The sequence below is a fragment of the Ornithinibacillus halotolerans genome, from assembly GCF_014637405.1.
In the GTDB taxonomy this organism is placed as follows: domain Bacteria; phylum Bacillota; class Bacilli; order Bacillales; family Amphibacillaceae; genus Ornithinibacillus; species Ornithinibacillus halotolerans.
In genome coordinates, this window is the sequence record NZ_BMEY01000020.1 from 1 (window position 1) to 26648 (window position 26648).

A 26648-nucleotide genomic window follows, 5' to 3' on the forward strand; every position below is an offset into this window, starting at 1 on the left:
ATCAACTTCATTTCATGCATTTTTCCCAGCAAATTAAACTCGAAAACGCGCATCAACTTCATTTCATGCATTTTTCTCAGCAAATTAAACTCGAGAACGCGCATCAACTTCATTTCATGCATTTTTCCCAGCAAATTAAACTCGAAAACGCGCATCAACTTCATTTCATGCATTTTTCCCAGCAAATTAATCTCGAGAACGCGCATCAACTTCATTTCATGCATTTTTCTCAGCAAATTAAACTCGAGAACTGCACTTCACCAATCTCGCGTCTACAATGCCTTTTTATTATCTGGATTGCCTTTCAATTTATTCTCATTTATAAAGACAACAAAAAAATCCCCAGGAACATTTCCCTGAGGATTTACATATACTATACAGTTACTGCTGCATCACGTTGGAAGAAGCTCTTCATCGCATGGTATACATCGCGTTTTTCTTTTAGAATATAGTGACGGAATTTCGGGTCGTCAATTGTATTATATGCTCGCATTAACGTGGAGTGGCGATTATAAATATTAACTTCTGCGTACCCAAAGATATTGGAAACATCCATAATTTCTTGCACTAGGCGGATACATTTTGGATTATCTGAGGTAATATTCTCCCCGTCGGAAAAGTGGAAAGGATAAATATTATACCGACTTGGGTTGTAGCGTGTATCAATTAATTCTAATGCTTTAGTATATGCGGACGAGCAGATGGTACCGCCACTTTCACCTTTATTAAAAAATTGGTCTTCTGTTACTTCTTTTGCTTCCGTATGATGGGCAATAAAGGCAATCTCAACATGCTCATATTTTGTTTTTAAAAACCGTGTCATCCAGAAGAAGAAGCTTCTTGCCATATATTTCTCGAAGGATCCCATGGATGCACTTGTGTCCATCATCGCAAGAACAACCGCTTTTGATTCCGGTTTAATCACTTCATTCCATGTCTTAAATCGTAAATCATCATTATAAATTGGCGTAATCCCAGGTCTTCCTTCTCTTGCATTTCGTTTTAATGCGGTTAAGATGGTACGTTTCTTATCTATATTGCCCATTAAACCTTTTTTACGGACATCGTTAAATTCAGTTTTTTCAATAACAATCTCTGCTTTTTCTTTTTCTTTTAAATTTGGTAATTCTAATTCCTTAAATAGGGCCTCTTCTAACTTTTCTAACGATACCTCAGCTTCATAGTAGTCATGCCCAGGCTTATCGCCCGCTTTCTTTCCATCGCCAGGACCTGGTCTCCCGCTCCCTTTCGCATTTGGATCTCTAGCTACTACATCTCCAACTTTGCTATCTCCATTTCCTTGCCCTACATGCTTAGATTTGTTGTAGTTGTATCGGATTTTGTATTCATCTAATGAACGAATTGGAATTTTTATGACATCACGTCCATTTGACATCACGATACTTTCTTCACTGATTAAATCTGGTAAGTTATTTTTAATGGCTTCCTTTACTTTATCCATGTGTCGTTGTTGGTCTTGAAAGCCTTTGCGATGGAGGGACCAGTTTTCCTCGGAGATGACAAAATTCTCTTTACCTTCCTGCACAACATCCCCTCCTATTCATTTGGAATTATTAACTTGGAAATCTTAATAAACTGATTGCCAAGCTTACATTTTCAACAAGCATCGTCATCATCGGATACCTGTTTAAAGCATCAATTTCTTGTTAAGATTTCGATACTTTTCTCTATAATATGCAGCTAGGCGCATATTATTGCATTTTATTGTAACTAATAGATTAAAAAAGGGTAACAAGACTAGCTAATTAGCAAATCTCGTTACCGTATGACTATGCATAATTATCGGTTCAACAGGCTTCCAACGTATCGTAGTAGTTCATTGGCAGAAACAGAATTATAACCATGTTCATCTATCAATCTAGCAATTACTTCATTAATCTTCTTCAATTGCGATTCATCTGGTGTTTTCGATGAAGTAGTAATTTTGACCACATCTTTTAAATCAGCAAACAACTTTTTCTGAATGGCCTCCCGAAGTCGCTCATGGGAATTATAATCAAATCGTTTACCTTTTCTAGCAAAAGCAGATATTCGTATTAAGATTTCTTCTCGGAAAGAACGTTTGGCATTTTCCGATATACCGATTTGTTCTTCAATCGATCGCATTAGTTTTTCATCTGGATTCATCTCTTCTCCAGTTAATGGATCTCTCAGTTTATTTTTATTACAATAAGCTTCAACATTATCTAGATAGTTATTCATTAATGATTTCGCTGATTCTTCATAGGAGTATACGAATGCCTTTTGCACTTCCTTCTTCGCAATCTCATCATACTCTTTTCTTGCTATAGATATATAATTCATATATGTTTCTTTATCTTCATTGGAAATTGATGCATGTTGGTCAAGTCCTTCTTTTAAAGAGCGTAATACATCCAGGGCGTTAATCGATGGAACTTCTTTGCGAATAATTGCCGAGGAAATTCGGTTTATAACATACCGTGGATCAATTCCTTCCATACCTTCTGTAGGGAATTCCTTTTTCAGTTCTTCCACATCTACTTGGTTAAATCCTTCGACATTATCCCCGTCATATAAACGCATTTTCTTTAACAGGTCTACACCTTGTTTCTTAGAATCCTTTAATCTCGTTAATACAGAGAAAATGGCCGCTACTCGTAAAGCATGAGGTGCAATATGCACATGAGCAATATCACTTTGTTTAATCATCTTTGCATATATTCGCTCTTCTTCACTTACCCGTAAATTATACGGAATCGGCATAACGATTATTCTCGAATGAAGTGCCTCATTTTTCTTATTAGATATAAAAGAACGGTACTCTGATTCGTTAGTGTGCGCGACAATCAATTCATCTGCGGAAATAAGCGCAAATCTTCCAGCTTTAAAATTTCCTTCTTGCGTAAGAGAGAGTAAATGCCATAAAAACTTCTCATCACATTTGAGCATCTCTTGGAATTCCATCATCCCTCGGTTTGCCTTATTTAGCTCCCCATCAAATCGGTATGCTCTTGGGTCTGATTCTGATCCGTACTCCGCGATTGTGGAAAAATCAATACTTCCAGTCAAATCAGCTATATCTTGTGATTTCGGATCAGATGGACTAAACGTTCCAATCCCCACACGTTTATCCTCTGAGAAGAAGATTCGCTCAACCATGACTTCTTCTACACGTCCACCGTATTCTTTTTCCAATCGCATCGTATTAAGTGGAGAAAGACTACCTTCAATACGAATTCCATATTCTGCGAAAAAGTCATCTCGTAAATGTTGTGGGATTAAATGGAGTGGGTCTTCATGCATTGGACATCCCTTTATCGCATAGACGGCACCTTCATCTGTTCGGGAGTACTTCTCTAATCCCCTTTTTAACATCGTTACGATTGTTGATTTACCACCACTAACCGGGCCCATTAATAGTAATATTCTTTTTCTTACATCAAGTCGCTTTGCAGCAGGATGAAAGTATTCTTCAACAAGTCGCTCAATTGCCTCTTCCAAACCAAAAATCTCTTCACCAAAGAACTCATACATCTTCCGCCCATCCCGTTCTTTTACCCCAGCCGCTTTGATCATATTATATACACGCGAGTGGGCTGTCTGGGCGACTTCAGGTCTCTCCTTGACAATATCGAGGTACTCAGCAAATGTTCCCTCCCACTTCAAACGGTTCTCTTCTTCACGAAAACTTCTTACCTTGTTAAGAATATCCATATTTTTCATTCCCTCCATCTTGGACGCGGTTTATATAGCTTATGCACGATTTTGTGCCAAGATGCCGACAAGTTTTTACAATGGTTGTCCTTTTTAGGGGGACTGTCCCCAAGTTATGATTTTCACAATTAGCCAATAATCTACCAAAGAAATCTTTTTCCAAATAGTGTATAATAGTAGAGTCAAAAGGTGGATACCGTGAATTCCTATCTTACAAGTCAATACATTCATAAAGAAAGCGAGATGTTCTTTTATGGGACGTAAATGGAATAATATTAAAGATAAGAAAGCTGAAAAAGACAAAAACACGAGTCGGATTTATGCGAAGTTTGGCAGAGAAATTTATGTAGCTGCGAAATCTGGAGAACCAGATCCAGAAGCAAACCAAGCACTTAAAGTAGTACTTGAACGTGCGAAAACATATAGTGTACCAAAACATATTATTGAAAAAGCTATTGAAAAGGCAAAAGGTGGAGCAGAAGAGAGTTATGATGAACTTCGTTATGAAGGATTTGGTCCGAATGGCTCCATGCTGATTGTAGATACATTAACAAACAACGTAAATAGAACGGCTTCTGAAGTTCGTGCTGCATTTGGTAAAAATGGTGGAAACATGGGTGTTAGTGGCTCTGTTGCTTACATGTTTGATGCAACTGCCGTATTTGGTGTCGAAGGTAAAACCGCTGATGAAGTTCTTGAATTACTAATGGAAGCAGATATTGATGTTCGCGATGTACTTGAGGAAGAAGAGATAGTTATCGTTTACGCAGAGCCAGATCAATATCATGCGGTTCAAGAAGCTTTTAAAGGGGTTGGCATTACTGAATTTACAGTTGCAGAATTAACAATGCTACCACAAAACGAAGTCACTTTAGATGAAGAATCGAAAGCTCAGTTTGAAAAGTTAGTAGATGTATTAGAAGACTTAGAAGATGTTCAACAAGTGTATCATAATGTTGATTTAGGTGAATAACTACAACAACAAAGAGCGTCCTATTTGATTAGGGCGTTTTTTATACATATAAGGGGATGAGAGAAGTGCACATTAGCCAGACAAAGGACGCGGGATTAATAGCCAAACTAAATAAACCTGTCCATGATTTACATGTTGAACTTTATCCAGAATTCTTTAAGCCTTACAACTTTGAGGAAATTAAAACGTTTTTCCAAAGTATGGTAGAGAAAGAGAATTATATTTTTCTCGTGTTAGAAGACGGAGATATGCCACTCGGGTTCGCCATGATTGAAATTAGGAATCATCCCGAAACAATGTTTAAAAAAGCCTACAGTTCTTTATATGTCCATCAGATTAGTGTATTAAACCAGAAACAGAAGAAAGGGTATGGAACGAGGCTAATGGAAGCAATTGAAGGCCACGCAAAGGAACGTGGGATTAATCGAATTGAACTCGATTATTGGTCTGAGAATGAAGTGGCTAGTTCGCTTTATGAAAAGAATGGGTATGAAATCAGTCGTCTGTTTGTTTCAAAGCAACTCTAATAAAATAGAGGCTAGGACATCACAATTACAAAAAGGGTTAAACCTAACATTAAAGGTAGCACATCTAAACCGCCCCGAAAATATACTGCCTATTTCCGGGGCTAATGTGGTAAATGTTCATAATTTACGAGCTCTAATTGGCTAGAGCCGAGCCTCTTACTGTTATTTAAAAATTAATTTGCTTCCCATGTACAGCGCTACAGTCCAAATAATAATTGCTGATACTTGATTTAGTCTGTACAGAAAGTTAGAGGACTGTGACAGACTGCCAATTACCCGACCGATTATTGCTAACCCGATAAACCATAGCCAAGAGACAGTGATACACGCTAATGCAAAGGTGACTTTTCCTACTCCCACATAAAGAAGTGAACTCGTACCAATGACGCCAAATGTATCCAGTATTGCATGTGGATTGAGCAATGATACGGATGCTGCAAAGGAAATTTGTTTTTTAATCGATAAGTACTTCTTTTCTTGATCGATACTTGGTTTAGTTCTCCACATAACCAAGCCCATATATAATAGAAAACAAAATCCAACTGTAAATAGAACTAACCTAATCTCCTCAAAACTTACTAATACAACAGAAACTCCCGTTACCGCTAATGTAATTAATAATGTATCACAAAGTGCAGCTGTAACTATTGCGGGAACGGCAGTGAGAAACCTCGGCTGTGTCGCCTCTTGATTAAAGATAAAAACATTTTGTACTCCTAATGGGATGATTAGGCCAAAAGCTAAAAGAATGCCATGAATCATCGGTTCCAATTGCATACCAACTTTCTATTAACCTTTTACACTATCATTTAAACGGATTATTCCATTCCATTAACACAGCATAATTTTGAGACTCATCATCTTCTATATAATTTGGAACTACTGTAACTGGGGTTCTTCCAGCATGCAACAGGAAAGTAATTACCGGATCATTAAATTTACCGGTTACTACCTCACTCACATACTCCTCTGCCGTTATATAGTCGGAATACCTATAGTATCCTGGCATTCTACCACCACCAAGCAAACGCTCTAACCCTTTATGCACGACAACCTCATACATCGATTGCATCAATAATTTACCTAAGGCTAGCTTACGAAACTTTGGCCGTATGCAAATATCTACCACATATAACGTGTTCCCATTTGGATCATGGTTACGAATATAGCCATCATCGGTTATTTCTTCCCAAGTATGTGCTGGATAAGCAGGGTCAAAGTTAACGATTAAACCAGTCATAGACCCTGCTAATTCTCCATTGACCTCAACACATAGCGCTCCTTCTGGAAATAAGGAAACATGGTTCTCTAATTGCTCTTTATTCCACCAAAGCTCAGATGGAAATGGAGGAGGAAAGCTTTCTGCCTGAATATTAATTAACTCATCAAAATCTTCCCTCACATAATTTCGAACGACAACACTTACAAAACTCTCCTCATTTTTTACATAGACTTGTTTTCTGTATACCACAAGCCTACCTCCCCTCTTACTTACTAAGGTCGGGATATAAATCTAAGCGTCTATCTGTCCAAGTTGTTACCGATCCTTCTTCTCTTACTTTATATAAAAGCGAAAGATCTAAGTCAGCCGTAATAATCATCTCATGATTGAACTCGCCTTCCATTAAAATTCCGTTTTTCGGAAAAGGAATATCGTTTGGTGTAATGACTGCCGCTTGACCATAATTCGCTCTCATAAAGTCCACATTTTTTAATGCACCAACTGTTCCAGTAGTCACGACATATACTTGATTTTCAATTGTCCGGGCATGGCATGTATAGCGCACCCGGTTAAACCCATGTAAATCATCTGTACAAGAAGGGGCGAAGATAACATCTGCTCCCATTCCACGAACGATACGAACAATTTCTGGGAACTCCATGTCATAGCATGTTAACAAGGCGATTTTACCTTTTTCTGTTTCAAATATTTGTATGGATTCTCCAGGAGTAATATTCCAATCTTTTTTCTCTGTTGGTGTCATATGTAATTTAGGTTGTTCTACTACGCGACCGTCTGGGTAAAAAAGAAAGGCTGTGTTATATAAATGACCTTCTTTTCTAATTACATGGGTTCCACCAATAATATGCATCCCTGTTTCTTTCGCAAGGTTCGTAAATAATTCAATGTACTGTTCTGTATACTTCGGCAAGTCATCCACTCTACTTACTGTCTCATCGGAAATAGAAAGTAATTGAGTTGTTAAAAACTCTGGAAAGAGAACAAACTCGGAATCATATTCATGAGCTGTCCGTACGTGATGAGTAACTTGTTTTGCAAACTCTTCAAAACTATTGACTTTCTCTAGGTTATATTGCACTGCTGAAACACGTAAACGCATTTGTTAAGCCTCTTTTCATTAATCTATTTATATCTGTACTATATTTCATTATTTTTAAGAATACAATATAATTTTTTCCTATTATTTTAGTGTCGGTTTAGAGCTTTAAGTTTATGTGTCCTATACCATATGTACACCCTTAATTTGACAACCTGTCTAATTTACTCTTCCAAAATATAGGCTCACTCACCACTTCCACATAACCCACTTGCGCATATTCTAATTAAAAAGCGGAGGGATGCACATGTTTTATTATCAATATTATTTTCCACAGTTTGTCCCCGTACAATATTACGGGCAACCATTGTATCAAGATATGAGGCAACAACAAAGTGTTCAGGAGATTTTACAAACGATTCGGACACAACATAGTGATCTATACGATCAATTTGAGGATGCTGGTGTGAATCGTCAAATTACCGAATATGTATTTTTCTTTGTTGTGAATTATGTGGTGAATCAAGCGGATACAAACCAAAATGCCAATCAAATCTATAACCAGTTTCAAAGACAAGTTCCTTGGTTTAATTTATTATTTAACCAATTAAATGTTCCCCAAAACACTGTAGATCGTGTATTAAGAAGATTAATTCAAATTACCTTAGGCATTCTGACTGGTGGTGGAGGGCAACCTCAGCCAGGACCAGGTCAAGTTTGGGCAAATTGGGAAGACTTAGGTGGTGTACTTACATCGGCCCCAACTGTATCATCTTGGCAAGCTAACCGACTCGATGTATTCGGAAGAGGAACAGATAATGCTCTTTACCACAAGTGGTGGGATGGTTCTCGATGGCACGATTGGGAGAATCTTGGCGGTGTGTTAACAAGCCCTCCTGGAGCAGTTTCATGGGGACCTAATCGAATTGACGTCTTTGTACGTGGAACAGATAATGCACTTTATCATAAATGGTGGGATGGAACACGATGGAATGATTGGGAAAGCCTTGGTGGCGTATTAACAAGTGGCCCAGCAGCGTCATCTCGTCGTTCGAATCAATTAGATGTGTTTGTCAGAGGAACCGGAAATCGACTATATAAACGAACTTGGAACGGATCTCGTTGGGAAGAATGGGAAGACCTTGGGGGAAATCTCAATTCCGAACCAGCTGCAGTCTCTTGGGGCCCAAATCGCATCGATGTCTTTGCTCGCGGACAAAATAATCAATTAATTCATAAATGGTGGAATGGATCTCGATGGAGTAATTGGGAAAACCTTGGGGGAGCATTAACAAGTGCTCCAACTGTTTCCTCTCGCCGCAACAATCAATTAGATGTTTTTGTTCGTGGAACAGGAAATCGATTATTTAAACGCACATGGAATGGATCTCGTTGGGAAAATTGGGAGAATCTTGGTGGCTCTTTAACCTCTGCACCTGCAGCAGTTTCCTGGGGGCCAAATCGAATTGATGTATTTGCAAGAGGACAAAATCAATCTTTAATCCATACTTGGTGGGGTAGATAATTCTAAAGCACTAACTTTTAATGAGGTACAAATTCACCTTGTACCTCATTTTGTTTTTGTTATAATGAAAAGATGTTTTTCTATGAGAGAGATTAGAAAAAGTACATAAACTACATTTATACTACTAAGAACAAAAGAGGTTATATTGTGAATAAACTTAGAAAAAAAGGCATCAATGATATGCTTCAACACACAGAAGGCAACCAACTTAAACGAACATTAGGAGCATTTGATTTAATCATGCTTGGAGTCGGTGCCATTATTGGAACAGGGATATTTATTCTGCCAGGGACAGTTGCTGCATTACATGCAGGACCTGGAATAATTTTCTCATTCATTATTGCAGCTTTTGTTTGTTCCTTAGCAGCGATGTGTTATTCCGAATTTGCCTCTTCCATTCCGATTACAGGAAGTGCGTATACATATAGTTATACAGTTTTTGGAGAAGTAATTGCATGGATTGTTGCATGGGCATTAGTACTGGAGTATGGTCTTGCAGCCGCTTCAGTAGCAACTGGTTGGTCAGCTTATTTTGTATCCTTGTTAGAGGGATTTAACTTAATGATACCAAAGGCATTTACAGGATCGTTTCAACCGGAAGAGGGTACCTATATCAATCTCCCTGCTATTATTATTATTTTATTACTAGCTCATTTACTTTCTTATGGGTTACAAGAGTCGAACCGATTAAATAGAATTATGGTTTTCATTAAAGTAAGTGTAATTTTGCTATTTATTATTGTTGGTCTTTTCTATGTGAAACCGGTCAACTGGACTCCTTTTATACCGTTTGGTTGGGAAGGGGTTCTTGCAGGAGCTGCCCTTGTCTTTTTCGCCTATCTTGGATTTGATGCGGTTTCCTCTGCAGCAGAAGAGGTTAAAAATCCACAAAAGACAATGCCAATTGGAATTATTGGTTCTTTGTTTATCTGTACTGCGTTATATGTAACGGTTTCCCTTGTCCTAACAGGAATGGTTCCTTTTACGAATCTAAATGTAAGTGATCCAGTAAGTTTCGCAATGGAAATGGTCAATCAAGACTGGATAGCTGGGTTTATCTCTTTAGGGGCAATTACTGGTATGATTACAGTTATTCTCGTTCTACTTTACGGAGGTACAAGACTACTATTTGCACTTGGTCGTGACCAATTATTGCCAAAAAAGATGGCCCGCTTAAATAAGAAAAATTCGCCAGTAATTAGCACATGGATCTTTGCCATATTAATAGCCCTCTGTGCTGGGTTTCTACCATTATCCAAGCTTGCTGAAATGACGAACATGGGAACACTTCTAGCTTTTTCTATCGTTTCTGTTGGCATTATTTTCTTGAGAAAAGACAAACAACTTCCTGAGGGTGGATTTAAGGTTCCGCTATTTCCATTAGTACCAATTGCATCATTTTTATCTTGTATCTTTTTAATTACTCAATTATCTACTGATACATTAATTGCATCTGCGATATGGTTTTTAGTTGGATTAGCATTCTACAGCTTTTATGGAAGAAAACATAGTTTAATGAATCCAAAAACGCACAGTAAATCTTAAGATCTACTGTGCGTTTTTGTTTATACTAATAAATGGCTTCGAAGTGTATTTAGGTCCTGCTCTGTTAACCCTATTCCATTTAGCAAGTATGATTCAACACTTCCATATTTCTTCTCCACCTCTTCAAAGAATGCACGAATGTAGTCTAAACGTGCCTCATACATCGCCTTGACAATTTCTTTATCAATAAAATCTGGCATAGTATAACCAATCTCATAAAACCCTTTCTGTATTTCATCAAATGATTCGTTTGTATATAAATAATCTTTTTCAATTAATTCACGTGAAACACCTAGTGCACTTAAGATGAGTGCTGCAACAGCACCAGTTCTATCTTTTCCAGCCATACAATGGAAAAGCATCGGTTCACCTGGATCATTTAATATAACACGGAATACCCGTTCAAATCCACTTGTGTTAGCAACCATTTCACGATTCAAGTTTAAAAGCAATTCCCCCGGCTTACTATTTATTAACTTCCCAACAAACTGGTCAATCTCGCCAGGCTGTTTTACTACACCTTCATCATCAATCATTGAAATATGATTCCACTTCACACCATCAATATCAGGATCAGGATGTTTACTCACTTCATCATTATCCCGTAAGTCACAAATATTTTTGATACCAAGTTCTTTAATTACGTCTAAATCTCGCTCAGTTAATCTACTCAAGTTGCCGGAACGATATAGCACCCCACTCTTTACATGTTTACCATCAGTAGTTTCATAGCCACCAAGTTCCCTAAAGTTGAAAGTACCCTCTAAAGTAATTTCACGAGTTAAATTTTTCATTTATCATTCTCTCCTAGTTCGTACTGTTTTCCTTTAATGATACGATACATTCTAGTGGCAAGCCAAGAAAAGAGTGGATTGACTGCATATTAAATGGAAATCATCTTAGACTAATTGAGGAGGGATAGCTAGATTTGGGATAGAAGCTAAAGTTTGGGTGGAAGTTGCTAAAGTTTGGTGTAAAGTTGCTAAAGTTTGGCTGAAAGTTGCTAAAGTTTCACTAAAACTGGCTAAAGATTATGTCAACCAGTAAAAATCACACCATAATAAAAGCAAATCTAACCCAAAATCACCTCATTATCACCTGAAAGGAAAAGAAAATGATGAAATTACGTTATATTTTACTGTTTTTCATTATATTTCTACTACCATCTTTCCAGATAGAGGCTAATAATCAACCTCCAAACATTTATGTCGTGCAACAAAATGACTCTTTGCCTCGTATTGCTGAAAAATACCGTATTTCCGTGGAAGAATTAAAGCTGACGAATGGAATTCAGAGGGATACGGTAAATGCTGGGCAAAAATTGTGGGTACCATTTACGTATGAGGTAATGCATGGGGAAACGCTAGCGGAAATTGCAGCCAAATACCGCTCCACTCCAGAAATTATAAAACAAGTGAACCACCTTACTTCTAACCAACTTTACCCTGGACAACTGCTTAAAATTATGCCAAAACAGATGGTAATGAACGGTCAACATATTTTAATGACAAAAGAAGAATTTAAAGATTGGTTATTTAACCAACAAGTTACGCGAGAGGTCAATCTCATTCAACAGCATCACACTTGGAAACCATCGTATAGACATTTTAAAGGGAATAATCACTTTCAATTACTAAACAGTATGCAACAGTTTCATAGGCAAACGATGAAATGGAATAACATCGCCCAGAACATTACTATCTTTCCTGATGGGAGAGTTGCTGTTTCACGGCCATTGAACGATGCACCGGAGGGAACGATTGGACCGATTGCGAATAGAAATGGGATTGCAATTGAAAATCTAGGGGACTTCGACATTGGTCAGGATCAAATGACAAAAGAACAAAAAGAAGCGATTGTTTATGTTACAGCAGCACTAGCCCTGAAGTTTGATTTAGTCCCATCCATTGATACAATTACGTACCATCATTGGTGGCATTACAAGACGAAAGAAAGAGTATTAGATCATGGGAAAAGTTATGAAGTAAAATCTTGCCCTGGTACCAATTTCTTTGGTGGAAATTCAACAAAGAGTGCTAAGAAAAACCTCTATCCACTTGTATTAGAGAAAATGAAGGAAATAAGGGACTCGACGCAATAAATTACACCCTCTGAATATCAGAGGGTGTATATGTTACTCATCATCTATTTCGCCATCGCCAATTTCATCTTCTTCCTCGACATCAAGTTCTTCAATGTCTTCTCCTTCTTCAGGAAGTTCATCTTGACCACAAGCTGCCAAAGAAAAAGTCGGGATAATTAAAAATAATGCTAACAAGAACTTCTTCATTTATTAGAAAACCTCCTTTACAGGTAGTGTTTTTCTAATATTCGTCGGAAGTATTCTTATTATACATATCTTTTTAGTAATTCAACAAACTGATCAACGAAATGTTGTAAAAACTCCACTGTACTTTCATTCACAACTTCACCATTATCGTTTAATAATGTCGCAACATTACTTATGTATGCTTCAGGTTGTTGTAATACAGGTACATTTAAACAAGTTAGCACTTGACGAATATGATGATTAGCACCAAATCCACCTAAGCCACCTGGGGATTGACTTATAATTGCCGCTGGTTTTCCTCCCCATTTACTATCTGTTTTTGGACGAGAAGCTGTGTCCAGTGCATTCTTTAATACAGCTGGAATAGAGCGATTATATTCTGGAGTGACAAATAAAAATGCATCACAAGCTGCAACCTTATCTCTGAATGTAACGACTTCAGCTGGAACATTACCTTTATCATCAAAATCTTGGTTATAGAACGGCAGGTGACCAATTCCTATTATTTCTGCATCATACCCAGCTGGAAATGTATTTACGACATGATTAGCTAACTTCTTTGAAAAAGATTCTTCACGTAGACTTCCTACAAATACACCAATTTTTGTCATGTTCATCATTCCTTTCTCTTTTCATTTATTATCCATAATAACGAAAATTATTTCAAATCTTATTAATTAATAGAAAATAAAAAGGATCCCCTATGTAGAGGATCCAATAAAATTATGTTCGATTCCAAAACCTTTGTTTTGCAATTGCTGCTAGAAATTCTTTCTCAAAGTTTGGATTGTTTGCAGCAAATACAACCCCCGCAAGATTATTCCCATCTACTTTTCGGATATAAGGACTTCCAGTTGTTGCGACACCAATTGATTTATAGTATTTATATGCTACACGGACAAATTCCATAATATCTTGATTTAACTTCGCTTGATTTTCTCCCCTTCCACCAACTACGTATAGAGAATCATATAACACTGCATACTTCGTTAAGAATGTTTCATTTGCTTCAATTTGTGTACCATCACCACCAGTGACGACACCTAATTTTTCACTAATAATATCGTAAAATACTCCTTGTTGCTCAAACATATTCATAACACGTCTCACTTCAGCACCATTAAAACCATTACCTATAAGAATCCCCACTTTTTGTGTATAAGCAGAGTGAGGAGTATTTAACTGACTAATTGAGGGATAACTTCTAGATTCTGAAACATGATTGTTCTTAGGAGGTTCTACTCCTAATTGTTCAGCTAAATAACAGGCCATACCCCGATCTACATTTGCCCACATTTCCACATTTTGCTGCCTGACGGATTTACTTTTCACATACTGTAGATGAAAGGTGAACGTTTCTAACAAATCTTGCTTCTCTATATCGGAAATACTATTCCAGAAAAGTCGAGCTTGGGAGAAAAAGTCATTGAAAGAATCACTTGGTACTTCTCTCGTAATTCGCCCTTCCACCTTTTCAGGGAAACTAACAAAGCCCCCTTCTTCAAAAGTTGCTTCTTCAGGCGTATTGCCCGCAAGTGAGTTTTTATGATAATGAATATTATCCACATCTATTCGATGTCGTAAATAACTTCTTCTAAGATTGTAATTGCGTTCTACAATTGGTTTATTAACTGGGAGATTTTCAAAGTTTGCGGAGTGATGTCGGTGAAGTTCAGTATCACGATAAGGAAATGCTCTACTTTGTAGAACAGGATCATTACTAAAGTCAATTCCCGGAACTAAGTTGGCAGGATCAAAGGCCGATTGTTCTTCTTCAGCAAAAAAGTTATCAACTAATCGGTCCAGAGTCATCTTCCCAACAGGCTGTACTGGAATTACTTCTTCCGGCCAATGCTTCGTATCATCTAATACATCAAATTCATATTTAAATTCATCTTCATAATCAATCAATTGCATGCCTAGCTCATACTCTGGGTAAGCACCCTTTTGAATGGCCTCTACGATATCCCTACGATGGAAATCTGGGTCAACGCCACCTATAATATTCGCTTCATCTAATAATAACGAATGCACTCCTAGCTTCGGTGTCCATTTAAAACGGACAAAAGTAGGATTTCCTTGTTCATTAATAAGTATAAACGTATTAATTGGCCAACCTGCCATCATCCGCCAACTTCTCGGGCGTCCACGCATAGACATTAGCCACATCACCATATGTGCCGATTCTTGATTATTTGCTACATAATCCCAAAATTCATCATGTGCAGTTGTCGCTTGTGGAATATGGACTTTTGGATTAGGTTTTGCTGCATGGGTAACATCCATAAACTTCATGCCATCCGCTAAGATAAATACAGGGAATTGAAGTGCTAACATATCATAATTTCCTTCTTCCGTATAAAACTTTGTCGCAAAACCACGGATATCTACCGCAGTATCTTTAGAACCTCTATTCCCGACAAAGTTTGAAAAACGAACAAATACGGAAGTCTGCCTGCCAGCCTCTCCTAGAAAGTGTGCTGCTGTTAAATGTTTCAATGATTTGTAGTTTTCAAATACACCATATACACCAAATCCTCTGGCATGAACCACTTTTTCTGGTATTCGCTCCCTATCAAAATGAGACTGCTTTTTATAAAAATGGAAATCTTGCCATAAGCCCGGGCCACGCCTTCCAGCTCTTAACGTCGTTTGGTCGTTAGAAACCTTTACACCAGTATCATCCGTCATTTTCTTGCCAGGACCAGTATTTTTTCTACGATACTTTTCTAGTTGCTCATCCTTTTTATCCATTGGACGTTTGTTCTTTTCATTATCCATTTCTTTGCGCCTCCTTGTTGTTAAATGAAAATAGAGCCCATTTCATTTGTATGTGAAGGAGGATAAAAAGATTATCGTTTTATATAAAAAGGACTGATCGTCGCGGGGAGAACTGTGGGATGAAAAGAAGTCCAAGGTATAATGGTCTCATTACCCTTGGTGTTTTGTACTAATAGAGGAAAAATAATGTTCAACCTTTTGATCAAGTTGTTGAATAAGTGCTAATTCTTCTCGATTATCGATATTACGGTAATGATGTAAATTTCCTGGTTGTTTGTCCATTTCATCTGCTAAATGAACAATTTTTTGTAATGGAGAAAATTGAAATTCACCTTGAGGAAGTGCTGAATCGGTATGAAATAAAATCGCGTGTGCAATCTCCTTGGCAGCATATTTATCCTCTCCTAAACGGACGAGGAGTTTATGTGCCCGTTCTGCTCCTTTTATAGGATGAATATCATATTCGCGATAAAGGTTATAATCCCATTCTCCGTCACTATACCACTCATAATGACCAATATCATGTAGAAATCCTGCCTTTGCTGCCCAATCTGGGTTAACTTCTTGCTTCACTGCTAAATCAAAGGCGTGATGAGCAACTGAAATCGCATGTGCCATCCCTGAACGTCTTACATATTTTTGTGTGATTGAATGATGATAAATGTCTGTTAATGTAACGTATCTCATGTACACTCCCCTTCCGATAGTTAAATTATCGATATATTATCATTTTTAATGATTGAAATCAATTAGAATTTTTAGGAAATACAACATCATCATGATACACTGTCTGTATATTAAATGAAGGAGTCGATGAATTGATGGTAGTAGTTACTCCAGTTATTTGGATGAAACAGGAGGAGTAAATTGCAGAAAATATCCTCCTATACTTATACTATTATTCTTTTTCTTAGGAGGAACATACGTTGAAACAATTTAATATAAATGAAAAAACTGCTAACTTTTTAAAAACATACAACTTATATAAAAATGATGAAGTCCAGCAAATCCAACTTCAACATCGACTGAGTTTAGTCGATACATTTGAAATTAGTGAAGGGATGCGTGTGTTAGAAATTGGCTGTGGTCAAGGAGATACTACCGTTGCATTAGCACATGCAGTAGGAGAAACTGGACATGTTATCGCAATAGACATTGCCAATCCCGATTATGGAGCGCCTTTAACTTTAGGGCAAGCTACAAATGTTATTACACAATCGGATTTAGGTAATAGGATTTCATTCCATTTTGAAACGGATTTTGCTTTTTTTGAAGTGAATAAACCTTTTGATGTTGTTGTATTATCTCATTCATCATGGTACTTTAGACAGCCGGAAACTTTATTAGATTATTTTAGGAAGATGAAAGCAATTGCTAAGAAAGTCTGCTTTGCAGAGTGGGATCTTGACTATGGAAAGCCTTCCCAACGGAATCACTTCCTTGCAGCTTCCATTTTGGCGCTCTATTCCAACTTCGTAAATAATGATGGGAATATCCAGAATCTATTTTACAAAGAACAGGTGAAAAGTTTTCTACAACTAGCTGGCTTTTCCATTCAAAAAGAAACAACAGTTAATGCAACATTTCTACAAGATGGAGATTGGGAAATTGGTTACGCTAACCATATTCGACCAAAGTTCAGCATAGCTCCAACTCCAATCCAAACACTCGTACAAAGTTATTATGACTTAATGAAAAACCCAACATACAAAAAGGAATCGTTAGATAGTTTTGTAATTGTTGCTGAATAGCTACTATAACAAGCTAGGTGTCATTTGTTTTGATGCCTGGCTCTTTTAATACTTTGACACATAACTTTCACAAACTCGTTGAACTTTCTGAAATAAAACTATACAATTAATGATGAGAACTAAATTAATGAAGCTGCATTGATACATAGTTTGTTCAGTGTTGAACAATAAAATCACAAAAATTCTTACATACTATATTTAAGGAGTGACGTGTAAAATGACAAAAAAAGCTTTGCTAAATGTTGATTATACAAACGACTTTATTGCAGAAGATGGTGCATTAACTTGCGGAAAGCCTGGACAGGATTTGGAAGCGTATATTGTTCAAATTACGAACCAATTTATTCAAAACGGCGATGAAGTTATTTTTGCTATTGATGGGCATTTAGAAGGCGATACCTTTCACCCTGAAACTAAGCTTTTCCCACCACATAACATTGTTGGCACAAAAGGGAGAGAACTTTATGGGGAGTTACATTACGTCTGGGAAGAAAATAAAGAAAAAGCAAATGTGCATTGGATGGATAAAACAAGATATTCTGCCTTTGTTGGCACTAATTTAGATGTAATGCTCCGAGAACGGGATATTAAAGAAATTCATATCGTTGGCTGCTGTACAGATATTTGTGTCCTACATACAGCAGTAGATGCGTATGGAAAAGGGTATCAAATTGTCATTCATGAAAAAGGAGTGGCTAGCTTTAATCAAGCAGGTCACGAGTGGGCATTAGATCACTTTGTTAACTGTCTCAACGCAAAAGTAATAAAAGAATAATTGGTAAGAATATTAGTACAGCTATTTAGGAGGTTTTATTTCATGAAATATACCGACGACAGTCTAACCCTTCATACCGACCTATATCAAATAAACATGGCAGAAACCTATTGGGCGGACAATATACATGAACGTCGTGCCGTATTTGACTTATACTTTCGTAAACTTCCATTCGGAAATGGATATGCCGTATTTGCAGGTTTAGAAAGGGTAATTGAATTCATTCAGAACTTTAAGTTTACTGAATCTGATATTCAATATTTATCAGAAATTGGATATAAAGATGATTTTCTCGATTATTTGAAAGCGATTAAATTTACAGGTTCGATTAAAGCGATGCAGGAAGGAGAAGTCGTGTTTGGCAATGAACCACTTATTCGAGTGGAAGCTCCCCTTGCCGAAGCACAATTAATTGAAACTGCCTTATTAAATATCGTAAATTACCAAACATTAATCGCAACGAAAGCCTCTCGAATTAAGCATATTGATATGGATAAAACATATATGGAATTTGGTACAAGAAGAGCCCAAGAATTGGATGCTGCTATCTGGGGTACTCGAGCTGCATTTATTGGAGGTTTTCAAGCTACAAGTAATGTTCGTGCTGGAAAACTATTTGGAATTCCAGTTGCAGGAACACATGCACATTCCATGGTGCAAGCATATCAAGATGAATATACTGCATTTAAAAAATATGCTGAACGACATAAAAATTGTGTATTCCTAGTAGATACGTATGACACATTACGTTCCGGAGTACCAAATGCGATAAAAGTAGCTAAAGAACTTGGAGATACGATTAACTTCTTAGGAGTTCGATTAGATAGTGGCGACTTGGCTTATCTATCAAAAGAGACGAGGAAAATGTTAGATGATGCAGGATTTCCGGAAGCAAAAATTTACGCATCTAATGATTTAGATGAATCAACCATCTCCAGTCTTAAATCACAAGGAGCTATGATTGATGTTTACGGAGTTGGTACAAAGTTAATTACCGCATTTGACCAACCAGCACTAGGCGCTGTATACAAGATTGTTGCGATTGAAAATGAACACGGTGAAATGGAGGATACAATTAAAATTTCTGGAAACCCCGAAAAAGTAACTACACCAGGGATTAAGAAAGTGTATCGAATTATTAACCGGATTAATCATCGTTCAGAAGGGGATTATATTACATTAGAATGTGAAGATCCAAATCAGGAAGATCGTATTAAGATGTTCCATCCGGTTCATACGTATATAAGTAAATTTGTTACCGACTTCGAGGCAATTAACTTACACCATGATATTTTTGAAAATGGAGAGTTAGTATACAATCCACCAAGTTTATTAGCTATTCAATCCTATGTAGAAGAACAACTGGAACTACTCTGGGCAGAGTATAAACGAACAATTAACCCCGAAGAGTACCCTGTTGACTTAAGTACAAAAACTTGGGAAAACAAAATGAAAAAAATAGAAGAAGTAAAAACAAAAGTTAAAAAGTGAGGGCATTAGGACAAGTCTCGTGTTAGAGAAAGGGGAAACGAAAATGAGCAACCTACAAAATCAAATTATAGGTGAACTCAAAGTCCAAGCAACGATTGAACCAAAAGTTGAGATTAGAAAACGTGTCGACTTCTTAAAAAATTATTTGTTGAAACATCCTTTTGCAAAAGGATATGTTCTCGGCATCTCTGGTGGCCAAGATTCTACCCTAGCTGCCAAGTTAGCCCAAATAGCAGTCAATGAATTAAATGAGACCAATGAAGATGAACCGTATCAATTTATCGGTGTTCGTCTTCCATATGGAGAGCAATTCGATGAGGATGACTGTCAGGATGCTATTGACTTTGTAAAACCAAGTAAGGTATTGACGGTAAATATTAAGAATGCTGTTGATGCAAGTGTTGCCTCCTTAGAACAAGCTGGTGTGACCTTAAGTGACTTTATAAAAGGAAACGAAAAAGCTCGAGAACGAATGAAAGCACAATATAGTATCGGTGGAATGTACAATTGCTTCATACTTGGTACTGACCATGCTGCTGAGGCAATAACTGGATTCTTTACGAAGCATGGAGACGGAGCATGTGACCTTATTCCTCTCTATGGATTAAATAAAAGACAAGGAAAGATACTTCTAAAAGAACTTGGTTGTCCCGAACATTTATATGCAAAAGTTCCGACAGCTGATCTAGAAGAGAATAAACCCGCACAGCCAGATGAAGTTGCCTTAGGTGTTACTTACGAGCATATTGATGACTATTTAGAAGGAAAAGAAGTACCAGAGGAAAATAAGAAAAGAATCGAAAACCTATATATGAAATCCAGACATAAACGTCATCAAGCGGTCTCTATTTTTGATGACTGGTGGAAATAATAAAAACTCTCAAGCATCCCCCATGCTTGAGAGCTTTTTACTGTATGTAGTAAACATATCTTTAACTTACTTCATTTAGAAAGGCTATATCTGGATTATCCGTATTATTTATTTTTGTTATATCCCTGTCATATTTAGTTAATATAATTGTAGGTTTCATCGCAGTTTAAATAGTGAATAGAATAGTAATCCTTAGTTCAAAATCTCGAGAAAGAGGGAAGTGAATTGTATGGAAGGATTACAGCATATATTATTAGCATTTGATGGGTCAAAACAGAGTATTGTTGCCTTAGAAACAGCCAAGTATTTAACAAAGATAAGCAATGCAAAACTAACAGTTGCATTTGTACATGATCCATCGACAGAACTCAATGGAAGGACACTCGAAAAAGATACAAATACAAATTTGCATTATACAAGTACACATATTGGAATACCAGTATCAAGCCAAATCGCCCATAACAACGACCTTCAAGAAAGAAATCTGGATCAAATTATTGATAAAGCAAAATATCATCTATCCAGTGTAAATGCTAATTATCGTGTATTAGTCGGAAAGCCTGCCGAAGAATTAATAGACTATGCCGATGGAAAAAACGTAGACCTCATTATTGTAGGAAATCGAGGAATCAACAAAGTGAAACAATTCGTAATGGGAAGTGTAAGTAAAAAGGTATTAGATCAAGCAAACTGCCCAGTAATGGTTGTTAAATAACAAGTGAGGAAGTTCCCAACTTTAATAGTGAGGGAACTTCCTTGTTTACTTTTTATTCAATATATAGATAGCTCCTCCAAATCCCAATACACACCATATAAATAAATTAATATAGTTCCCAAGTGTCGCATCAAAAGTTGAACTAGCTAGAGATGCCCGCATGACTTCGGCCATGGAATAGATCGGGAGAAATTCATGAAGTGTTTGTAGCCATTCTGGAAGCCTATCCATTGGAAAATTCACTGGCGAAAACATCAGTGCTCCGAAAACTACTACTTGTGAAATTGCTAATGATGTCGTTGGAGATAAAAGATAAGCAAGCCCATACCCTACACCAATTGAAGTTAAAGCGATCATTAGAAATGAAGGAATAATCGTCCAAGAAATGTCATATCCAGGCTGATACATGAAATGAGCAATAAAAGAGGCGATGATGATACCCGGAATGGTTAACATCAACCAAATGGTCGTATCCGCACTAAGTATTACAGAACGGTTCACTGGCCATGTTCTAATAAAATCCATAAATCCATCTGTTTTAGAAGTTCCAACTTGTTGAGGTAGAATGACTAGTCCGGTAAATATAAGAATTATCGTTGGGGCACCTGTAGCTAGATAAAGAATAGACTGTGTATCTGGTGCAGGCAAAAGATAAGTAAACCCAATTACAATACCTATGGAGATTAATATTTGTATCAATGCCATAAAAATTAAAAATCCAGCATTTCTAATAAACTGCATTTGAAACACATATTTGTAGTGAGTTAAATTCATGGGGAGGCCACCACCTTTTTTGATGCAAGCTCAATATAGGCATCTTCTATCGTAGTTGGTGACAACGAATAATCAATTACGATTCCTTTTTCTACTAAATCTTTAGCCCAATCAACTGCGTTTGAGACATGAGTAGGAGCTAACTGAAAAATCACTCGGGAACCATTTTGGTGTGACGATACAATCCATTCAGGATAATACTCTTTTTCCAATTCTTGAGTCAAACTTAATTCCATACGAATTTGATTACTTACTGTTTGGTTCACTTCTGTAGGTGTACCTTGCGTTAAAATTTTACCTTCTTTGATAATCGCTACTCGGTCAACTGCCTTTTCTGCTTCTAGTACGTTATGAGTAACTAAAATGACAGAAGTACCATCATTCGTTAAGTTCCGAATCACTTCCCATAAATATTTTCTCCGAACTGGGTCAACATCGTTCGTTGGCTCATCAAGAATTACTAAATTGCCTGGTGCAATAACTGCCATACAAAATGCTGTTAATCTACGAGCACCACCAGAGAGCTTTTCACCTTCTTTGTCTACCCATTCGCCCATATCTAAAGCTTCAAACAACATGTCTAGACGCTTTGAATTATAGTTTTTCCCAGCCCGCATTTTCCCCATAATGGACACTGCCTGACGAGGAGATAGAAAGCCAAGCGGTACTTGAGATTGTGGTTGAACCGAACAGTGAGATCTTGCTCGCTTAGGATTTTCTAATACTGATTTTCCAAGTAAATGAATATCCCCTTCGTCTGGGGTTAGTAACCCTACTATTTGATTCACTAATGTCGTTTTTCCAGCACCATTTTGACCAAGTAAACCGAAAACCTCTCCTTCTTTAATTTGTAAAGAAATTGCGTCATTGGCAATTACTTGTGACTTCCCTTTTCCCCGATAAAACTTAGTTACAGACTGCACATCTAATATCATTATTTCGCCCCCTTATGTACTGCTAATACACTTTTTAAAAATCCGATAATTTCCTTATCCATAGGATAGAAGGCAATTCCTTCCTCCTCTAAATTTTGTAGCGCTTCCCACAAATCACCTAGTAATTCATCATCACTTTCAAACATCCTCTCAGCTTGATCTGCCCATCGTTGTGCTAGCTGCAAAGCCTGTTCTGAACTCGGATCGAGATGAAGATGTTTTTTAATTTCATAATTTGCCTGCATCCATTCGTGCATGTCTTCTTCTGTCATCCGATCGTTAACTGCTTTAATTTTATTCATATCTTCATGATCCAAATATTGTTGATACTGCTCAAACACTTCTTCAGGATCTTGATGAAGAATCTTAATCATGTTAAGAATAATCGGCCAACTTACACCTCCTTCAAATTCAATGGAGTAAGACACACCAAGTAATGCTTGCTCTAACAATTTTAGGCGTTCTTGTTCTTTTTTCACCATTTCGAGCTGTTGTTGGATCGACTGTTTCCAGTTTAATTTGGAGCTTTCCAAAATGGACTTTATTTGTTCTAAAGAGAATCCCATATACTTTAAAGCTAAGACACGTTCTAGTCTCATAACATCCTCTTCACCGTATAATCGGTGACCTCCACTCGTTCTAGAGGAAGGGTTTACTAACCCAATCTCATCATAATAATCCAATGTACGCTTAGTTACCCCTGTTTCTTTTGAAAGTTTTCCGATCGTATACATTTCCTCACCCTTTCTTTTATTACATATAGTATAAAACACCACGTAACGTGATGTTCAATAGTAAATTTTATATTTATCAAAAAATTAAAACAATAATTAATTTCCCCATTTAAAAACCCCCACATTTCTCTATAAAACGAAATGTGGGGGTTTTCATTATCCGACAATTAATAAATAAACAAAAAACACAATCATTAAAATTAACCCGAATGGTGCACCAAATTTTGCCCATTCTTTACTAGTAATTCCTAGCTTATTAGCTGAAATGATATTTGGAATATTTCCAGGGATTAGCATTCCTCCACTAATAATAAGTCCTAATAGTAAGAATCGTAATGTTTCTGTACTCATTGCTGGACTTATTTCAGCTGCTGCAAGAGTAGCATTATCTAACACTGCAGACATCATGTTTATCCAATATAATATTCCAGGTTGTAAATCGAGTAAATACTTATTAACTAATGGTTCATAGCCAGCACCAAGTAATGTTAACCCCATTACAAATAAGTAAATCTTAAAGGAACGAACAATAATCTCGGTATAACTTTCTGCTTCATGTGCTCCAGTTAAGCTATTTTTACTATCTTTTGGTTTTATCATGATAAATGCAATAATACCTATTGCAATAATAGCAACTATAACTTCTATACCTATCAAATTAAAAAGATAGAAAAATTCCTCATTCAATTTACCTGTAGTAATGGTTGATAATGGCTCACCGACTGGGGTTAAGACAGCACCTAAACCAATTGAATAACAGGCTAAAATAACAGTATATATTTCTGTTTTTCTATCTAACCTCAATGTACTTACAATAGACACGAGAACAATTGCTGCAATAATTGCCGTTATTAAACTTGATAATAAACCAAGCACTACAATAATTACGGCAAGAGATATACGAGTATTCACTTTGTGACTGACATTTAAAATTCCTTTTTCAATCGGAGTTTTTAACCATTTGAACAATAATCCTGCAATAAGTACAGCTAATGTAATAAAAATAGGTTCTTTTAAGGCATGTACATATAGTTTTGCATCTAACACACCACCAACTAGTGCAGCTAGTAAACCTATGATAAATAAGAAAGATTCTAAGTTTCTTTCTACAGCTTTAATGAAGAAAGGTAAGAGAAGTACTAATAATAAAATAACGATCAACCCAACTGTCATTATGTAACCTCCGAACAGTAATACTGCTATTTCTGCATGCTTGTTCTATAGTTATTCTATTTCATTAGAAGTTATTACTCGTTTGATTTGCTTCTCAAAAATCTATTAGTGAACTAGAACCCTTTCTTTAAAGCAAAAAAGGCAACTCAATATCGAGTTACCTTTTCACCACAAAATTATACTTGTTGATTCGTTAACTTTAAAACTTCTGCAGTGGATTCATGAATCTGTTGTGCAAGCTCTTTATTTTCTGATAACGAAACACCATACGATGGGATCATTTCCTTAATCTTCGGTTCCCATTCGTCCATACGCTCAGGGAAGCACTTGGATAATACTTGAAGCATTACGTGAACCGCAGTTGATGCTCCAGGTGATGCTCCTAGTAGTGCTGCAATAGAACCATCAGCGGCACTTACAACTTCGGTACCAAACTGAAGTGTACCTTTTCCACCAGATTCCGTTTCTTTAATCACTTGTACACGTTGTCCTGCAACAATCATATCCCAATCTTCGCTTTTAGCATCAGGAATAAATTCACGTAGCTCTTCCATACGTTTTTCTTTAGAAAGGAGCACTTGTTGAACTAAATATTTCGTTAAGCCCAAGTTTTTTAGACCTGCACCAATCATGTTAATTACATTATGCAGCTTAACAGAAAGGAATAAATCTAAATATGATCCTGTCTTCAAAAACTTAGGTGAAAATCCAGCATACGGTCCGAACAACAGTGATTTTTTATTATCAATAAATCGTGTATCTAAATGTGGAACAGACATCGGTGGTGCACCCACTTTTGCTTTTCCATATACTTTTGCATGATGTTTTTCCACTACATCCGGATTATTACATACCATAAACAACCCACTTACAGGGAATCCACCAATACCTTTGCCCTCCGGTATACCAGATTTCTGTAATAAATGTAGGCTTCCACCACCTGCGCCTAAGAAAACAAATTTGGCTTGGTGACGCTCTACGGTACCGTTTTCAAGATCCTTTACTTTTAATTCCCATGAACCGTCACTTGTACGTTTTACATTCTTCACACTGTGCTTGTATTTCACTGTCACATCTTGATTTTCTAAATGTTTAATCAGCATACGTGTTAACGCACCAAAGTTAACATCCGTACCTGAGTCAATTTTTGTAGCAGCAATTGGCTCATCTGATGTACGGCCATCCATAACAATTGGAATCCATTCTTTTAGTTTCTCCGGATCGTCTGAAAACTCCATACCATCAAATAATGGATTGTTTGATAGCGCTTCAAAACGTTTCTTTAAAAATTCCACATTTTCCTTACCATGCACTAAACTCATATGTGGTAGTGGCATAACAAAGTCCTGTGGATTCTGAATTAAATCTTCTTTTACAAGATAAGACCAGAATTGTCGTGAAAGTTGGAACTGCTCATTGACATTAAGTGCTTTTGTAATATCAATAGTTCCATCTGCTTTTTCTGGTGTGTAGTTAAGCTCACATAGCGCAGCATGCCCCGTTCCTGCGTTATTCCATTCGTTTGAGCTTTCTTCCCCTGGTTTGTCTAATTGTTCGAATACAGTGATGTTCCAGTCCGGAACTAATTCCTTTAAGAGTGATCCTAATGTGGCACTCATAATTCCAGCACCAATTAAAATAACATCTGTCTTATTTTCCTGGTTGCTCATTTTCCCCATCCCTATCTTCTAGAAGTGCAGAAAACGGTAGGTATTGCCTTTTAGAAAGGGCTTACCTAAACATCCGTTTTATCTAATTCTATTATATCATATAAATAGTTTATCAGAATTATTATTCGTTTACTATTTTTTGA

At 36.9% G+C, this 26648-nt stretch carries 26 protein-coding genes; 10 read left to right on the plus strand and 16 right to left on the minus strand.

All coding sequences use genetic code 11. The annotated features are described in order from the left end of the window. The 3 genes from IEV35_RS20220 to IEV35_RS15970 form a co-directional block, all read right to left on the minus strand. On the minus strand, positions 1–224 hold a 224-nt coding region (locus IEV35_RS20220), incomplete at its 3' end, for a hypothetical protein (RefSeq protein ID WP_229740774.1). Positions 225–373: 149 nt separating this feature from the next. After that, a complete protein-coding gene (gene yhbH / locus IEV35_RS15965) occupies positions 374–1546 on the minus strand; it encodes a sporulation protein YhbH (protein ID WP_188385671.1) in 1173 nt (390 codons plus the stop codon). A 254-nt stretch (positions 1547–1800) separates the two neighbouring features. Continuing rightward, entirely contained in the window at positions 1801–3696 is a 1896-nt protein-coding gene (locus tag IEV35_RS15970) for a PrkA family serine protein kinase (RefSeq protein WP_188385672.1), read from the minus strand. 253 nt (positions 3697–3949) lie between these two features. Between IEV35_RS15970 and IEV35_RS15975 the strand changes: the two genes are divergently transcribed. Beyond that, positions 3950–4669, plus strand: coding sequence for a YebC/PmpR family DNA-binding transcriptional regulator (locus tag IEV35_RS15975; RefSeq protein WP_188385673.1), 720 nt, complete (start codon positions 3950–3952; stop codon positions 4667–4669). Positions 4670–4725: 56 nt separating this feature from the next. Beyond that, positions 4726–5196, plus strand: a complete 471-nt coding sequence (locus IEV35_RS15980; RefSeq protein ID WP_373284780.1) for a GNAT family N-acetyltransferase — start codon at positions 4726–4728, stop codon at positions 5194–5196. Positions 5197–5358: 162 nt separating this feature from the next. Here IEV35_RS15980 and IEV35_RS15985 read toward each other — a convergent pair whose 3' ends face one another. From IEV35_RS15985 to IEV35_RS15995, 3 genes are read right to left on the minus strand one after another with little or no spacing between them, the layout of a single operon-like run. Next, the gene (locus tag IEV35_RS15985; protein WP_188385675.1) at positions 5359–5967 is read right to left on the minus strand and encodes a LysE/ArgO family amino acid transporter; all 609 of its coding nucleotides are present in this window, start codon (positions 5965–5967) and stop codon (positions 5359–5361) included. A gap of 34 nt (positions 5968–6001) precedes the next feature. Further along, complete coding sequence (locus IEV35_RS15990) at positions 6002–6667, minus strand: GNAT family N-acetyltransferase (protein WP_188385676.1); 666 nt, start codon at positions 6665–6667, stop codon at positions 6002–6004. Positions 6668–6683: 16 nt separating this feature from the next. Next, on the minus strand, positions 6684–7538 hold the full coding sequence (locus IEV35_RS15995; protein WP_188385677.1) for a carbon-nitrogen hydrolase family protein: 855 nt from the start codon (positions 7536–7538) through the stop codon (positions 6684–6686). 244 nt (positions 7539–7782) lie between these two features. Between IEV35_RS15995 and IEV35_RS16000 the strand changes: the two genes are divergently transcribed. Both IEV35_RS16000 and IEV35_RS16005 read left to right on the plus strand, forming a co-directional pair. After that, complete coding sequence (locus IEV35_RS16000; RefSeq protein WP_188385678.1) at positions 7783–9000, plus strand: PLL family lectin; 1218 nt, start codon at positions 7783–7785, stop codon at positions 8998–9000. 147 nt (positions 9001–9147) lie between these two features. Further along, positions 9148–10545 carry an amino acid permease gene (locus IEV35_RS16005; protein ID WP_188385679.1) on the plus strand — a complete coding sequence of 466 codons (1398 nt, stop codon included), beginning with the start codon at positions 9148–9150 and terminating at the stop codon, positions 10543–10545. 20 nt (positions 10546–10565) lie between these two features. Here the strand turns inward: IEV35_RS16005 and IEV35_RS16010 are convergent, their stop codons facing one another. Continuing rightward, positions 10566–11339 (minus strand): tyrosine-protein phosphatase, encoded by a 774-nt coding sequence (locus IEV35_RS16010; protein ID WP_188385680.1) that lies wholly within the window; start codon positions 11337–11339, stop codon positions 10566–10568. Positions 11340–11662: 323 nt separating this feature from the next. Here IEV35_RS16010 and IEV35_RS16015 point away from each other — a divergent pair, with 323 nt between their 5' ends. After that, positions 11663–12646 (plus strand): peptidoglycan recognition protein family protein, encoded by a 984-nt coding sequence (locus tag IEV35_RS16015; RefSeq protein WP_188385681.1) that lies wholly within the window; start codon positions 11663–11665, stop codon positions 12644–12646. A 33-nt stretch (positions 12647–12679) separates the two neighbouring features. Here the strand turns inward: IEV35_RS16015 and IEV35_RS16020 are convergent, their stop codons facing one another. The 4 genes from IEV35_RS16020 to IEV35_RS16035 all read right to left on the minus strand — a co-directional run bounded on the left by IEV35_RS16020 (position 12680) and on the right by IEV35_RS16035 (position 16303). Continuing rightward, complete coding sequence (locus IEV35_RS16020) at positions 12680–12835, minus strand: hypothetical protein (protein ID WP_188385682.1); 156 nt, start codon at positions 12833–12835, stop codon at positions 12680–12682. A gap of 59 nt (positions 12836–12894) precedes the next feature. Then, entirely contained in the window at positions 12895–13446 is a 552-nt protein-coding gene (locus tag IEV35_RS16025) for an NADPH-dependent FMN reductase (RefSeq protein WP_188385739.1), read from the minus strand. A 112-nt stretch (positions 13447–13558) separates the two neighbouring features. Further along, positions 13559–15616, minus strand: coding sequence for a catalase (locus IEV35_RS16030; protein WP_188385683.1), 2058 nt, complete (start codon positions 15614–15616; stop codon positions 13559–13561). Between the two features lie 150 nt (positions 15617–15766). Next, positions 15767–16303 carry an HD domain-containing protein gene (locus IEV35_RS16035; protein WP_188385684.1) on the minus strand — a complete coding sequence of 179 codons (537 nt, stop codon included), beginning with the start codon at positions 16301–16303 and terminating at the stop codon, positions 15767–15769. 239 nt (positions 16304–16542) lie between these two features. On the opposite strand from IEV35_RS16035, the gene IEV35_RS16040 reads away from it, so the two are divergent. The 5 genes from IEV35_RS16040 (at position 16543) to IEV35_RS16060 (ending at position 21219) form a co-directional block, all read left to right on the plus strand. After that, positions 16543–17367 (plus strand): class I SAM-dependent methyltransferase, encoded by an 825-nt coding sequence (locus IEV35_RS16040; protein ID WP_229740775.1) that lies wholly within the window; start codon positions 16543–16545, stop codon positions 17365–17367. A 217-nt stretch (positions 17368–17584) separates the two neighbouring features. Next, positions 17585–18142, plus strand: coding sequence for a cysteine hydrolase family protein (locus IEV35_RS16045; protein WP_188385685.1), 558 nt, complete (start codon positions 17585–17587; stop codon positions 18140–18142). A gap of 42 nt (positions 18143–18184) precedes the next feature. After that, positions 18185–19633, plus strand: coding sequence for a nicotinate phosphoribosyltransferase (locus IEV35_RS16050; RefSeq protein ID WP_188385686.1), 1449 nt, complete (start codon positions 18185–18187; stop codon positions 19631–19633). 43 nt (positions 19634–19676) lie between these two features. After that, positions 19677–20504: an NAD(+) synthase gene (gene nadE, locus IEV35_RS16055; RefSeq protein WP_188385687.1), complete on the plus strand. Its 828-nt coding sequence runs from the start codon at positions 19677–19679 to the stop codon at positions 20502–20504. 229 nt (positions 20505–20733) lie between these two features. Next, positions 20734–21219 (plus strand): universal stress protein, encoded by a 486-nt coding sequence (locus tag IEV35_RS16060; RefSeq protein WP_188385688.1) that lies wholly within the window; start codon positions 20734–20736, stop codon positions 21217–21219. A 45-nt stretch (positions 21220–21264) separates the two neighbouring features. Here IEV35_RS16060 and IEV35_RS16065 read toward each other — a convergent pair whose 3' ends face one another. The 5 genes from IEV35_RS16065 to IEV35_RS16085 all read right to left on the minus strand — a co-directional run bounded on the left by IEV35_RS16065 (position 21265) and on the right by IEV35_RS16085 (position 26514). Next, a complete protein-coding gene (locus IEV35_RS16065; protein ID WP_188385689.1) occupies positions 21265–21993 on the minus strand; it encodes an ABC transporter permease in 729 nt (242 codons plus the stop codon). Beyond that, entirely contained in the window at positions 21990–22928 is a 939-nt protein-coding gene (locus IEV35_RS16070; protein WP_188385690.1) for an ABC transporter ATP-binding protein, read from the minus strand. Before IEV35_RS16070 ends, IEV35_RS16065 begins: the two co-directional genes overlap by 4 nt. Then, on the minus strand, positions 22928–23662 hold the full coding sequence (locus IEV35_RS16075; RefSeq protein ID WP_188385691.1) for a MerR family transcriptional regulator: 735 nt from the start codon (positions 23660–23662) through the stop codon (positions 22928–22930). The genes IEV35_RS16070 and IEV35_RS16075 overlap by 1 nt, the downstream gene beginning before the upstream one ends. A gap of 156 nt (positions 23663–23818) precedes the next feature. After that, positions 23819–24835 (minus strand): DUF1646 family protein, encoded by a 1017-nt coding sequence (locus tag IEV35_RS16080; RefSeq protein ID WP_188385692.1) that lies wholly within the window; start codon positions 24833–24835, stop codon positions 23819–23821. Positions 24836–25011: 176 nt separating this feature from the next. After that, on the minus strand, positions 25012–26514 hold the full coding sequence (locus IEV35_RS16085; protein ID WP_188385693.1) for a malate:quinone oxidoreductase: 1503 nt from the start codon (positions 26512–26514) through the stop codon (positions 25012–25014). Positions 26515–26648: the final 134 nt, after the last annotated feature.